At 60.2% G+C, this 13357-nt stretch carries 14 protein-coding genes and 2 tRNA genes; 7 read left to right on the forward strand and 9 right to left on the reverse strand.

The genetic code is table 11. The annotated features are described in order from the left end of the window. Positions 1-3 precede the first annotated feature (3 nt). Complete coding sequence (gene sdhD, locus R6258_RS08960; RefSeq protein WP_318449330.1) at positions 4-351, reverse strand: succinate dehydrogenase, hydrophobic membrane anchor protein; 348 nt, start codon at positions 349-351, stop codon at positions 4-6. Further along, a complete protein-coding gene (sdhC, locus tag R6258_RS08965; RefSeq protein WP_318449332.1) occupies positions 345-722 on the reverse strand; it encodes a succinate dehydrogenase, cytochrome b556 subunit in 378 nt (125 codons plus the stop codon). The genes sdhD and sdhC overlap by 7 nt, the downstream gene beginning before the upstream one ends. Positions 723-1132: 410 nt before the next feature. On the opposite strand from sdhC, the gene gltA reads away from it, so the two are divergent. Together gltA and R6258_RS08975 are read left to right on the forward strand one after the other, a co-directional pair. Further along, positions 1133-2419: a citrate synthase gene (gltA, locus tag R6258_RS08970; protein WP_318449334.1), complete on the forward strand. Its 1287-nt coding sequence runs from the start codon at positions 1133-1135 to the stop codon at positions 2417-2419. Between the two features lie 143 nt (positions 2420-2562). Continuing rightward, a complete protein-coding gene (locus R6258_RS08975) occupies positions 2563-3447 on the forward strand; it encodes an NAD(P)-dependent oxidoreductase (RefSeq protein WP_318449336.1) in 885 nt (294 codons plus the stop codon). 443 nt (positions 3448-3890) lie between these two features. Here the strand turns inward: R6258_RS08975 and R6258_RS08980 are convergent. The 4 genes from R6258_RS08980 to R6258_RS08995 all read right to left on the reverse strand — a co-directional run bounded on the left by R6258_RS08980 (position 3891) and on the right by R6258_RS08995 (position 6775). After that, positions 3891-3966: transfer RNA gene (locus R6258_RS08980), tRNA-Glu, on the reverse strand. Positions 3967-3988: 22 nt separating this feature from the next. Continuing rightward, positions 3989-4064 (reverse strand) — tRNA-Ala (locus R6258_RS08985). 212 nt (positions 4065-4276) lie between these two features. After that, positions 4277-5758 carry a glutamate--tRNA ligase gene (gene gltX / locus R6258_RS08990; protein ID WP_318449337.1) on the reverse strand — a complete coding sequence of 494 codons (1482 nt, stop codon included), beginning with the start codon at positions 5756-5758 and terminating at the stop codon, positions 4277-4279. Between the two features lie 120 nt (positions 5759-5878). Continuing rightward, positions 5879-6775: a LysR family transcriptional regulator gene (locus R6258_RS08995; protein ID WP_318449338.1), complete on the reverse strand. Its 897-nt coding sequence runs from the start codon at positions 6773-6775 to the stop codon at positions 5879-5881. A 537-nt stretch (positions 6776-7312) separates the two neighbouring features. Here R6258_RS08995 and R6258_RS09000 point away from each other — a divergent pair. Then, positions 7313-7891, forward strand: a complete 579-nt coding sequence (locus R6258_RS09000) for a helix-turn-helix domain-containing protein (protein ID WP_412176367.1) — start codon at positions 7313-7315, stop codon at positions 7889-7891. An 80-nt stretch (positions 7892-7971) separates the two neighbouring features. Next, entirely contained in the window at positions 7972-8178 is a 207-nt protein-coding gene (locus R6258_RS09005) for a hypothetical protein (RefSeq protein WP_318449342.1), read from the forward strand. A 93-nt stretch (positions 8179-8271) separates the two neighbouring features. On the opposite strand, the gene hppD is transcribed toward R6258_RS09005, so the two are convergent. Together hppD and R6258_RS09015 are read right to left on the reverse strand one after the other, a co-directional pair. Continuing rightward, positions 8272-9375 carry a 4-hydroxyphenylpyruvate dioxygenase gene (gene hppD, locus R6258_RS09010; protein WP_318449343.1) on the reverse strand — a complete coding sequence of 368 codons (1104 nt, stop codon included), beginning with the start codon at positions 9373-9375 and terminating at the stop codon, positions 8272-8274. A gap of 223 nt (positions 9376-9598) precedes the next feature. Continuing rightward, positions 9599-10198, reverse strand: a complete 600-nt coding sequence (locus tag R6258_RS09015; protein WP_318449344.1) for a LysE/ArgO family amino acid transporter — start codon at positions 10196-10198, stop codon at positions 9599-9601. A 94-nt stretch (positions 10199-10292) separates the two neighbouring features. Between R6258_RS09015 and R6258_RS09020 the strand changes: the two genes are divergently transcribed. Continuing rightward, positions 10293-11198: a LysR family transcriptional regulator ArgP gene (locus R6258_RS09020; RefSeq protein WP_318449347.1), complete on the forward strand. Its 906-nt coding sequence runs from the start codon at positions 10293-10295 to the stop codon at positions 11196-11198. A gap of 102 nt (positions 11199-11300) precedes the next feature. Further along, positions 11301-11645 carry a hypothetical protein gene (locus R6258_RS09025; protein WP_318449349.1) on the forward strand — a complete coding sequence of 115 codons (345 nt, stop codon included), beginning with the start codon at positions 11301-11303 and terminating at the stop codon, positions 11643-11645. Between the two features lie 4 nt (positions 11646-11649). Here the strand turns inward: R6258_RS09025 and R6258_RS09030 are convergent, their stop codons facing one another. Next, entirely contained in the window at positions 11650-11952 is a 303-nt protein-coding gene (locus R6258_RS09030) for an MTH1187 family thiamine-binding protein (RefSeq protein WP_318449350.1), read from the reverse strand. A 218-nt stretch (positions 11953-12170) separates the two neighbouring features. On the opposite strand from R6258_RS09030, the gene cfa reads away from it, so the two are divergent. Continuing rightward, complete coding sequence (gene cfa, locus R6258_RS09035) at positions 12171-13322, forward strand: cyclopropane fatty acyl phospholipid synthase (RefSeq protein ID WP_318449351.1); 1152 nt, start codon at positions 12171-12173, stop codon at positions 13320-13322. The last annotated feature ends 35 nt before the right edge of the window (positions 13323-13357 follow it).

Consider the following 13357-nt stretch of genomic DNA (forward strand, 5'->3'; position numbering starts at 1 on the left):
GGATCAGGCTCCCCAGAGAACTTGTACGCCCCACACCAGAAAGATGAAGATGGCGAGAATGATGGCGATTTGGACGACAAAGCGGATACCGGTCGGCTTGATGTAGTCGGTGATCACGATCCACAGGCCGATCCAGGCATGAGCCGCCAGCGACACGAAGGCCAGCAGGGAGAAGATTCGCATCCAGGTCTGCGCGAACAAGCCGTTCCAGGTCGCGTAGTCGAGTCCCGGATGGAGCAGCAGGTAGCCGACCATAAACAGCGTATACAGGGCGAGGATAATCGCCGACACTCGCTGAATCAGCCAGTCGGACAGGCCGCTACGGCCGAAATTGGTGATGTTGGTTACCATACCCATACTCCTGCCAGTACCACGAGCACCGCGCTTGCCACGATGGTGATTTGCGCCTTCCGGTAGGCTTTTTCCAACTCGATGCCGTAGCCCATGTCCATGAACAGGTGGTTGACGCCGGCAACGAAGTGAATGGCTAGCGCCGACAGCAGCCCCCAGGCCACCAGCTTGGCCAGGAAGTTATGCTCGAGGGCATTGCGAACGGCTTCGAATCCTTCGGGAGACGACAGCGAGGCATCGAGCGCCCAGAAGCCGAAGATCAGGCCAATGAACAGAATGACGCCGGTAATACGATGAGTAATCGAGGTTAATGCAGGTAGTGGAAAGGATATGGTCGAAAGATCTAGGTTTACGGGTCTTTTGCTATTCACGGCTCTCTACACACTCTCTTGGCCCGCTCATGCTCCGGTCAGGCTCGGTGGAACGGGCGGTGGTTTGAGGATCAGGCAATGGCGGCCGGCAAAACCACGCTTATCGCCTGCTCCCGCCAATCGCGCGGGTTAAGATTATAGGGACTGGCCACAGGCATGACAAATCGTTACCGCTGAATTGCGACCTCGGTGTTACCCTTGGTAACAAGTGACATTAGTCATGAATGCCGCTCCGGCAGCAGCCACGCGGCTTCCGGGGCTTTTGCAGGCTTTCGGACCCGCCGCATGCGCACTATCGGCGAATTGACATCGGCTTGGACATTTCTATAGTGGGCAAACATTTTTTTGCCCGCCCGCCAAGCAGGACAACGAGTTACGTTCCGTATCGAGAATACTGAGAGGAGGCCGTCATGGCTGACAGGAAAGCGCAGTTGACAGTGGATGGGCTGGACAAGCCCCTCGAACTCCCGATCTATTCAGGCACTGCCGGGCCCGATGTCGTCGACGTCCGCGGCCTCACCGCCGAAGGCCTCTTTACCTACGATCCGGGTTTCGTGGCGACCGCCGCCACCGAATCCGCCATCACTTATATCGACGGCGCGGAGGGCGTGCTGCTGCATCGCGGTTATCCGATCGGCGAACTGGCCCAGCACTCGAATCACGTCGAGATGTGCTACCTGCTGCTGTTCGGCGAACTGCCCACGGACGAGGAGTACGAGGAGTTCGCGAAGACCATCCGCAACCACACCATGGTCCATGAGCAGTTGGCCAACTTCTACAAGGGCTTCCGGCGCGACGCCCACCCGATGGCCATTCTGTGTGGCGTGGTCGGCGGCTTGGCGGCCTTCTATCACGACAACCTGGACATCACCAAGGAAGAGGAACGCCGCGTCAGCGCCGTACGCCTGATCGCCAAGATGCCGACGCTGGCGGCAATGTGCCACAAGTACAACATCGGCCAACCGTTCAACTATCCGCGCAACGATCTGGATTACGCCGAGAACTTCCTCTACATGATGTTCGGCAATCCATGCGAGCCCTACGAAACCAATCCGGTATTCGCCAAGGCCATGGACCGCATCTTCATGCTGCATGCCGACCATGAGCAGAATGCCTCGACGTCGACGGTGCGCCTGGCCGGCTCGACCGGCGCCAATCCATTCGCCTGCATCAGTGCCGGCATCGCCGCGCTATGGGGCCCGGCACATGGGGGCGCCAACGAAGCGGTACTCAACATGCTCGACGAGATCGGCGACGAGTCCGAGGAAAACATCCAGCGCTACATCGATCGCGCCAAGGACAAGGACGACCCGTTCAAGCTGATGGGCTTCGGTCACCGCGTCTACCGCAACTTCGACCCGCGCGCCAAGGTCATGAAGGAAACTTGTGATGAAGTGCTCGCGGAGCTGGGCATGGCCGATGACCCCAAGCTCAAGATCGCCAAACGCCTCGAGCAGATCGCCCTGGAAGACGAGTACTTCATCGAGCGCAAGCTCTACCCCAATGTCGACTTCTATTCCGGCATCATCCTCAAGGCCATCGGCATCCCCACCAACATGTTCACGGTGATCTTTGCCGTGTCGCGGACCATCGGCTGGATTTCGCACTGGAACGAGATGATCACCAACGGCTACCGCATCGGCCGCCCGCGTCAGCTCTATACCGGCTACACGCAACGCAACTACCCCACCAAGTGATCGAAAGGCCGCCGCAAGGCGGCCTTTCTCTTTCCATGCCAACTGTGCAAATAACGACTCCGTGTAAATAGAGCGGCTCACTTGGCCTAGGCTGGAAACGTGACACCACGCCGCCACCGCTCACCTGCCTGAGGAGCTTGATCATGAGCCAGCAGATTCGTACCGCCGCCTTCATCGGACTGGGCGTCATGGGCTATCCCATGGCCGGCCACCTGGCCCGCGCCGGTATCGACGTACGCGTCTATAACCGCACCGCCGCCAAGGCCGAAACCTGGGTCGCCGAATATGGCGGCAGCCACCATCCGACCCCCGGCGAGGCCGCCCAGGGCGCCGATCTGGTACTGGTCTGCGTGGGCAACGACGACGACGTGCGCGAAGTCGTCACCGGCCCCGAGGGGGTCATGACCGGCATAAACGAGGCAGCGGTGCTGATCGATCACACCACCGCCTCCGCCGATCTGGCCCAGGAACTCGCCGTGGCCTGCCGCGAGCATGGCTGCCAGTTCATCGATGCGCCGGTGTCGGGCGGCCAACAGGGCGCCGAGAACGGCGCCCTGACCATCATGTGCGGGGGCGAGGAAGCCGCCTTCCAGCGCATACGCCCCGCCCTCGCCCAATATGGCCGTGCCGTGACCCTGATGGGCGAGGCCGGAGCGGGCCAGATGACCAAGATGGTCAATCAAATCTGTATTGCCGGACTGGTGCAGGGGCTCGCCGAAGGCTTGCACTTCGCCGAACGAGCCGGCCTCGATCGCGAACGCGTCGTCGAAGTGATCTCTCAGGGTGCAGCCGGTTCCTGGCAGATGGCCAATCGCCATCGGACGATGATTGCCGGCGAATACGAACATGGCTTTGCGGTCAATTGGATGCGCAAGGACCTGAACATATGCCTGAGCGAGGCTCGCAAGCTCAGTGCCCGTCTTCCGGTGACCGCACTAGTCGATCAATTCTACGGCGACGTCCAGGCGATGGGCGGTGGACGCTGGGACACCTCGTCATTGCTCAAGCGCCTGGAGCAGGCCGGCTAGCCATTCCCTTCAGATCCCGGTTGTTCCTGTCGGGCTTGAGTCCTTTCGAGCTCGCCAGGAGCATCCTTCTACAGCCATCGTTTCGCAACTTTTGCACCCTTTTCGCTTTTCCACACTTTCTGTGGATAAGCTTGTTTATAAGCTCTAGAAAAGGTCTCGCAATCGCCATGACATGCGGGTTGCCTACAAATCGGCTATTTTTTAACCATCCATAACTTGCTGTTTAATAAAGGATTTTACAATCAGAAGCACAACCATGGGCCTGAGCGACAAACTGTGCACAAGCTAACATGGAGCAATAGGCGATGGGGAAAACTCGGTCGGCTTGTCAAGCCTTCGCGCGTTAAAAGTCAGTCGTGGGGGTGAACGCGCTCATATTGACATGCCCAGCGAATAGTCCCTTTTGATGGGCTGGCTAAACGGATGGGGAACAGCAAAAGAAGTGGCGTCCCATAGGGGGTTCGAACCCCTGTTACCGCCGTGAAAGGGCGGTGTCCTGGACCACTAGACGAATGGGACGCAAAGAGGACGTTTCGCGAAATGGTGGAGCCTAGCGGGATCGAACCGCTGACCTCGACACTGCCAGTGTCGCGCTCTCCCAGCTGAGCTAAGGCCCCTGAACCAACTGCTTAGTTCGCGAGAACGGGGCGTATATTACTGATCAGCCCCGGATTAGTCAACCCTCGTGCTTCGCACGAAGCTTTAAGCTTTAAGCTGTAAGCCTGAAGCTGGAAGATAAAGACCGCCCATATCGCTACTCCCAGCACGCTTCGGCAATCCCGGTACCGCAGGTCCTGCCGAGGTCTTCTTAAAGCTTACAGCTTATGGCTTACAGCTCCCGATACTCCTTCTCGAGTTTCTTGGCCTGCTTCTTGGAGACACCGCCCAGCACCTCGATGGCATGACGCAACCGGGCCCGGGTCATGTCGGACCCCAGAATCGCCATGGCGTCCATTACCGAGGTCGAGGTCGACGAGCCGGTAATGGCGATGAACACCGGTGCCAGGAGAACCTTCATCTTGAGATCGAAGTGCTCGCACAGGCGCTTGACCTCGGCCAGCAGGCTTTCCTTGTCCCAACGCGATACCCCTTCGAGGCGCCACACCAACAGCTGCAGCAAGCGCAGGAGATCCTCCCTCTCGAGCTTGACCTCGTCAAAGCTGCGCGCGTCGATCGCCGGCAGCCCCGCAAAGAAATGACCGGCCAACGGCATGACATCAGATAGCGTCTCGATGCGTGGACGCACCTGCGGCAATATCTGCCCCGCGTACTCATCATTGAAGGCCCATTCGCGCAGCGCCTGGAGCAAAGCCGCATCGTCAAGGTCCTCGCGGATATATACGCCATTCAGCCAAGTCAGCTTCTGCAGATCAAACACCGGCCCGCCCAGCGACACACGCTGGATGTCGAAGTGCGCCATCATCTCGTCGAGGGTGAACTTTTCACGATCATCGGGCATCGACCAGCCCATCCGCCCGAGGTAGTTGGTCACCGCCTGGGCGAGAAACCCCATGCGCCGATAGTAGTTGATCGAGGTGGGATTCTTGCGTTTGGAAAGCTTCGACTTGTCCGGATTGCGCAACAGCGGCATATGGCAGAGCCGGGGCATTTCCCAACCGAAGTATTCGTAAAGCAACTGATGCTTGGGCGCCGAGTTGATCCACTCCTCACCGCGCAGCACGTGGGTGATCCCCATCAGATGATCATCGACGACGTTGGCCAGATGATAGGTCGGCATGCCATCGGACTTGAGCAGGATCTGGGCATCGACCTGCGCCCAATCGACTTCGATGCGCCCGCGTAGCATGTCCTCGACGACGCAGGTACCGGATTCGGGCACCTGCATGCGCACCACATAGGGCCACCCTTCGTTCTCGCGCCGCTTGGCCTCGTCGCCCGGCAGAGCCAGGTCAGCGGGCTTGAGCGCCAACTGCAGGCCTTGCGCCTTGCGCGACTCGCGCAATTCGTCGAGTTCTTCGCTGGTCCGATAACACTTGAAGGCGTGCCCCTTGTCCAGCAACTGACGGGCCATCTCGGCATAGATGTCGCCACGCTCGCTCTGGCGATAGGGCCCGTGCGGCCCACCGACATCCGGCCCTTCGTCCCACTCCAGGCCCAGCCAGCGCAGCGAATCGAGGATCATCTGTTCCGATTCGGGGGTCGAGCGCTGACGGTCGGTGTCCTCGATGCGCAGTATGAATTGGCCACCGTGCTGGCGGGCGAAGCATAAGTTGAACAGCGCAATATAGGCGGTACCCACGTGCGGGTCGCCGGTGGGAGACGGGGCAATGCGTGTGCGTACGGTGGTCATCTCGTCCGTTTCCGTTGGCTCGGGTTGATGGCGGCATTATACGCACCTGGTATCCCTCCATCAGCCATGGATGAAACGAGCACCGGAAGAGGCACTCAAGGCGCCGCATGCCGGCCTTAGCTAAAGCGCCAAGTGCTCGCGAAACCAGTCGGTGATGAAGTCGAGATAGGCGCGGGTCTTGTCGGGCAGATACTTGCGTGAGCGAAACAGCACCAGCATGCTGCCATGCTCGTTCCAGTAGGGCTGAAGCAACGGTACCAGTTCGCCGTCGGCAACCGCCGCCCGTGCCGCGAAAGTCGGAAGATAAGCGAGTCCGAATCCGGCCTTGGCCGCTTCCACGACCCCCAGCAGATTGTTGATGACCAGCCGCGAGTTAGGCTCGATGTCGAGTGGTTGACCGTTGAGCGAAAAGCGCCAGTGCGCGCCAAGGTCGTAGTTGCCGTAGAAGATGCTGTCGTGCTGCTCGATATCGCGCGGATGCATCGGCCGCTCGGCGCGCGCCAAGTACTCGGGCGCGGCATAAAGCCCATAGACCACCTTGCACAATGGACGCGAGACCAGGCTCGACGGCGGCATCGGGCCCATGCGTATGGCCAGGTCGACGGAGTCGTCGATCGGCTCGAAGCGCTGGTCCTCGAGCAGAATCTCCACCGCCACGTCGGGATAACGGCGCATGAAAGCCGTCGTCGGTGGTGCCAGATACATGAAGCCGAAGCTGACCTGGGCGCTGACCTTGAGTTGGCCGCGAGGACGCGACGTCACCGATTGAACCTGGGCTTCGGCCGCGGCCAATTCCTCGCGAATACGCAGGCCATGCTCGAAGTAGATCTGGCCGGCCTCGGTCAGGTGCAACGAACGCGTCGAGCGGTTCAGCAGGCTAACGCCCAGCTCTTCTTCCAGTGCCGCTATTCGCTTGGAAGCCAGTGACTTGGAAATACCCAGGCGACGCGCCGCCGCCGTGAAGCTCCCGGCCCTCACGACTTCAACGAAGACTTTCAATGCATCGAGAGTGGCCAAACCGGGTCCTTGAAAGCGTGACGAAGCCTAAAGTTTCCATTTCGGAAACACTGGATTTCGATTGTACCCACTTATTCCGCAAACGACGACTCCGTATACTGCCCGCTCCGATCGTAGCCGCGATCGGAGCACCAGCGGCTCGCTCTGGGCGAGTGGCTGGAGCCTTCAGTGCAATACTTTCTGCGCCACCGGGCTGTCCGTTCGGGCAGCCGGCGCATTTTTCTCACCGCCCCTCCTGCTTGCTCATTAAGCCGAATGACTGGATATTTGGCGTCGATTACAGTGAATTACGGTGACGCTCCTTAGCACGCTCATCGCTGGAACACTGGCGCAGCATAGCGATCCAAGCCATAAATACTGAGGAAAAAGTCGTCGTTGCCCGCCTGTTCCAATATCTGAGACGGCGAATTGTCATGCGGCTAAGTGTCATGTTTTAACCCGAAACATACTTCGGTAGCGACTGGCTATGCTAGGCGTTCATGTCACGGTGAGATGCACTCGATGGTTGACCTGGGTTCCCATATAAAAGCACTAAGAATGAAGGCTAATCTGAGCAAGGCTGCCTTGGCCCGGCGGGTGGGTGTCTCGGACGTTACGATTTCCTATTGGGAATCAGGCACCATCAAGCAGATCGGTCATGAGCGACTAGTGGCCCTGGCTGAAGCCCTGGACTGCAATTTGAGCGACCTGCTGCAAGGTACGCCTGCGACGCAGATACCTTATGGCGTTCTGCCCCTTCGCGTTCTCCAGCCGCCGCCCTGGATGACCACCAGCGGTCAATTGGTGCCCTCGTCGATTGGCCTGCCCAGTTCGGAAATCACGGAAGGCTGCCATTTGGTGACGCCGGCGCCGGGGGAGCGATTCGACTTTCTGACCGAGGGTGATCTTGCCGCGATACGCCCGCTCGATACTTTCGACGATGATGGCCTATACCTGCTGGAGTGCGACGATGCGTTGCAGGTGCGCCATATATCGCGCAACGCGCAAGGCAAGTTGCGCATTCGCGACGAACGAAGCGAGCTCGACAATGTGCTGATCAGCGCACTGCCCTTTAGAGTGCTGGCCCAGGTACGTGTCCATTGGCGCCCCTACGCGATCACTGAAGAAAAACGCTGAAGCGCCCCCGGAGCAAGCGTGATTGCACGATGGCGACGAGCCATCTATGTTGCAGCAAAAGGCCAGACAAGGAGTCGATGATGGCGAGGCTTTTCGACAGCTACGAAGCAGCTAGCGAATGGTATTCCACCAGCGATTACAAGGATATGGCATGGTATGACGGGTTCGAGGAAGAGCAATTGATAGAGTTCGCCTACGCTCACGGCTCGGACCACGATGGCGAAGATGATCTGATAGCGGCCTTTCTTCGCGAACAGGGTGAAGATCCTGACGATTATGGGCTCTAGGCTCTCCCGATGAGGCTCGTCAATGACGCTGTCGGCAGCCCGTAACTGACAGCCACGACCGGCACAGGCCGGGCGTGGCTTGTCTGTGCTGGTTCATTCCCCAGCCTTGAGTACCCCGCGGCGAATCTGATCTTCTTCGATGGATTCGAAAAGCGCCTTGAAGTTGCCTTCGCCAAAGCCCTTGTTGCCCTTGCGCTGAATGATTTCGAAGAAGATCGGCCCGATCACCGTGTCGGTGAATATCTGCAGAAGAATCCCCTCCTCCGGCGCGCCATCGATCAACAGATTGAGCGACTGCAGTTCCTCGACCGATTCCTGGTGATCGGGTACCCGCTCGGCGATCTTTTCATAGTAGGTAGCCGGCGTGGACATGAAGGTCACGCCGTTGTCGCGCAACGCTCTGACAGTGGCATAGATATCGTCGGTAGCCAGCGCCAGGTGCTGGATACCCTCGCCGTTGTACTCGCGCAGGAATTCGGCGATCTGCGAAGTATCGTCGGCCGATTCATTGATCGGAATGTGCATCTTGCCGCAGGGCGCCGTCATCGCCTGGGAGTGCAGCCCGGTCATCTTGCCTTCGATGTCGAAATAGCGAATTTCGCGAAAATTGGCGATCCGCGTATAGAAGTCGGCCCAGACGTTCATCTGGCCGCGGTCGACATTGTGGGTCAGGTGATCGAGCACCTTGAGCCCCACACTCGCCGCGTTTCGATCGGCCCCCGGAATCGGTTCGAAATCGATGTCGTAAAGCGTGCGTCCCTGCTCGTCGGTACGTCCATCGACGAAATACAGCAGTGAGCCGCCGATCCCCTTGATCGCCGGTATTCCCACCTCACCGGGGCCGACCGGGTTATCCACCGCTTCGGCGCCATTCGCCACGGCGTGTTCCAGCGCCTGATGCGCATCGGCCACCCTCCAGGCCATCGCGCAAGCACTCGGGCCATGCTGACGGGCGAATTCCGCCGCATGCCCGCCCGGCTCGCCATTGATCACGAAATTGATGCCCTCCTGCTGGAAAAGCGTCACGTTCTTCGAGCGGTGCTTGCGCGTCCGAGTGAAGCCCATCCGCTCGAACAGGCGAGCCATGGCCTCGCGCTGCTCGGCATTCGGCGCGGTGAATTCGACGAACTCGAAACCATCGGTACCCAGAGGGTTGTACTGGTTATCGGAAACAGTCGCGGTTGCTGGTGCGGTCATGTCCCTCTCCTGCTGCGGCTAACGGATCATCGTCGAGGCGATGTTGCTTACAGCTTATAGCGCCGTCGCGGACTCGTGGATGCCTTCGCCGCCGGCATTGAGGGCCTCGCTTCCCGACTGCGCCCGCCAGTCTGGCAAGCATTCCTTACACAGTGCCCGCTCCGGCATGACAGCGAGCTGCCATGGTGCAGCATCCTGACACTGCGTAAATATATCCTTACAGTCACTGAAGCCCGGCGACCAGCCCCGCCGCCACCATCAACAGCACCACGCCGATAACACCGTCGATGACTCGCCACACCCAGCGACTCGCCAACTTCGGCGCCAGCCAACCGGCCGCAGCGACCAGCGAGAAGAACCATAGGCAGGAAGCCAGTATGGCGCCTGCGTAGAAAGCCGTCGGCTCGGCCTGCACGGCACCGATCGCGCCGAGCATGATCAGCGTGTCCAGGTAGACCTGCGGATTGAGCAGCGTCACTGCCAACGTCGTGGCTATCACGCCGCGACGCGAGGCCCCGCCACGCCCGGCCCGCAGGGCCTCGGGCGAAAAGACCCGGCGCCAGGCCAATCCGGCCTGCCACACCAGGAACAGCGCACCGCCGAGCCTGGCCAACATCATCAACGTTGCCTGGGAGGCGATCAATTGGCCGACGCCCAACCCGCCCAGGACGATCAGCAGTACGTCACACGCCGTGCAAATGAGCGCCACCAGCCAGGGGTGCTCGCGTCGCAGCCCCTGACCGAGGACGAAAGCATTCTGCGCGCCGATTGCGATGATCAGCCCGGCACCGGTTACCAGCCCCTGGGCGGCAGAACCCCACATGGCAATCTCCTGGCGTCTACATAAGGAAATCCAGGTTATACTCGGCGCTAAAATAAGTTAAATTAATTGAAAGAATGGATGATTAACTTGGCTGATGCTTGATTACAAACTTCTCCAGGCCCTGGCGGCGGTGGTCGACCAATCCGGCTTCGAGCGTGGCGCAAAGCACCTGGGACTGACCCAATCCGCGGTCTCCCAGCGCATCAAACTGCTCGAGGCCCGGCTCGGCCAGCCGGTGCTCGTGCGCACCCCCAAGCTGGCACCGACTCCGCTGGGCCGACGCCTGCTCAATCACGTCCAACAGGTGCGTCTGCTCGAGCACGACCTGCTCGATCAGATCCCGGCCCTAGGCGAGCGCGAGCAACGCCTGCGCCTGGCGATCAATGCCGATAGCCTGGCCACTTGGTGGACGCCGGTCACCGGCGGCTTCTGCCGCGAACATGATGTGCTGCTCGACCTGGTGGTGGAGGACCAGGACGTCGCTCTCAAGCGCATGCGCGACGGCGAGGTCGCCGGCTGCATATGCGCCACATCGCGCCCGGTGCAGGGTGCGCGCACCCATCCCCTGGGCAGCATGCGTTACCGCGCCCTGGCGAGTCCCGATTACGTGGCCCGGCATTTTCCCCGTGGGTTGAATCACGATGCCCTGCGCGAGGCCCCGGCGATCGTCTTCGGCCCCGACGATCGCCTGCAGCACCGCTATCTGGAAATGCGCGGTTATCAGGAACCCTTTCCACACCACCTGTGCCCCTCTTCCGAGGGATTCATTCAGCTAGCTCAGTCGGGCATGGGGTACGGCTTGATACCCGAGCGCCAGGTATCCCGGGAATTACAGGAAGGCAGCCTCGTCGATCTGGATAGCGACAGTTTCATCGACGTGCCGCTCTACTGGCACCATTGGCGGCATGGCGGCAGCACCCTCGACGCCCTGACCGCGCACCTGCTGGCCCAGTGCAATCGCTGGCTGACGCCGTTCGATGCCTCGCAGGAATTCTTCTGACGACTCGACGGCCGAGCGTCATGGCCGACTACAATGCAGACAGGCAACGAACGACGGCAATTCGACAAGGCCTAGAGACTCATCAACGATAGGGAGCCCGTAATGGCAGGCAGGCGGCGATCGCTCAATTTCACGGCCCTGGGAATGGCGCTGTGGCTGGCGGGCTGCGCCGGGTCATCGCCGCCACCGCAGCCACCGTTCCTGCGTCTGGAAGCCCATGGTGACACGCTCTCGGAGGCTCGCCAGGCTGCGATGCAGCACGCCGAAGAGCAATGCCAGGACGGCCATCCCGTGGTCATCGAAAGCCAGCAACACGATACGCCGCCACGCTTTCGTAGCGAATCCGCGCTACCCCTGGCGCAAAGCGAGCTCGGCACATATGCCGCCACCACCCATGAAGGCGAAGCGCCCTCGATCGTCTGGCGCTATCACTGTCGTGGCGATTGAACCCTCAACGCTGCAAGTGCGTGGCGACACTTGCCACCTTGTCATCCATGCTCTGTTCGCGATCGGTACGGGTGCCGACCTTGAGGGTCGTGGTGATACGCGGCGCGCCCATCTCATGGACACGCTCATGACACCGCCTCACCGTTTCGAAAACCGTTTCCCACGGTCCTTCGATGTTGGTGCCGTAGGCATGCATGCGATAGACCAGACCGGCGTCTTCGATCACCTCCTGGCACGCTGCCACGTAACGCGAAACCGAGACTCCGACGCCCAACGGCACGATGCAAAAATCGACGATGACCTGCATGAAGCACCCTCCTTCATTGGATTTTTCTCATCACTACGACGATAGACTATGCTGCAGTAACAGTCGTGGTCAGCACTCTTGCTAGCACTATCAATGCCATAGCCTGGAGCAGTTGCATCCCGCGGCTACAGTTAGCAAACTAAATAGAGTTTGGTTGTGGCAAGGGATTGCCTTGCCCGGACCGTATCGCATTCGCAACCTGCATACCGGAGTTCGGCATGACCAGTGATACCCGCATCGGCCCCGTCGCCCTACCCGATACCCGCTCACGACGCATCGTCGAAGACTTGCTCGAAGGTTCCGGAGTCAGCCTCAACGGTTCCACGCCGTGGGATATCCAAGTCCTGCATCCCGACTTCTTCTCGCGCATCTTGCGTCAGGGCACGCTGGGTCTCGGCGAAGCCTACATGGATGGCTGGTGGGACTGCGAACGGATCGACGAAATGGCCCATCGGCTGCTTCGTCACGGGCTCGGCGAACGCGCTCATACCTCTTCCGAGCGGCTGATGTACCGCCTCCAGGCGGGTTTCTTCAACCTCCAGAGCAAGACCCGGGCCTATATCGTCGGCGAGGCGCACTATGATCTCGGCAACGATCTTTTCGAGCGCATGCTCGATCCGACCATGTGCTACTCCTGTGGCTACTGGAAGGAAGCCCAAACGCTCCACGAGGCGCAGGTTGCCAAGCTCGACCTGGCGGCGCGCAAGCTGGGCATCGAGCCCGGCATGAAGGTGCTCGACATCGGCTGCGGCTGGGGCAGCTTCGCCGAACATGCCGCCCGCCGTTACGGCGCCGAAGTGACCGGCATCACTATCTCCAAGGAGCAGGCCGTACTGGCCCGTCAGCGCTGCGAGGGGCTGCCGGTTGAGATCCTGCTCGAGGATTATCGCGACCTGGAAGGCCGCTTCGACCGCATCGTCTCGATCGGCATGTTCGAGCACGTCGGCCATCGCAACTACCGCACCTATTTCGACACCGTCGAGCGACTGCTCGCCGATGACGGCCTGTTCGTGCTGCACACCATCGGCTCCAACAATTCCGAGATCAGTGCCGATCCCTGGATCAACAAGTACATCTTCCCCAACGGCATCCTGCCCTCCATCAAGCATATCGCGCAGGCCAGCGAAGGCAGATTGCTCATGGAAGACTGGCAGAATTTCGGCGCCGACTACGATCGTACCCTGATGGCCTGGAACGAAAACTTCGATACCCACTGGCATGAGGTCGCCCACAACTACAACGAGCGTACGCGCCGCATGTTCCGCTATTACCTCGGCGTTTGTGCCGGCGCCTTCCGTGCGCGGGACATCCAGTTATGGCAGGTCGTCTATTCCAAGGGGCGTCCCGGCCGTTATGACAGCCCCCGCTGAGCCAGCGACAGCGGCTCATTGATGGGTCCGCAGCG

Origin of the sequence: Halomonas sp. HP20-15, from assembly GCF_033446685.1 — a bacterium.
Classification (GTDB): domain Bacteria; phylum Pseudomonadota; class Gammaproteobacteria; order Pseudomonadales; family Halomonadaceae; genus Modicisalibacter.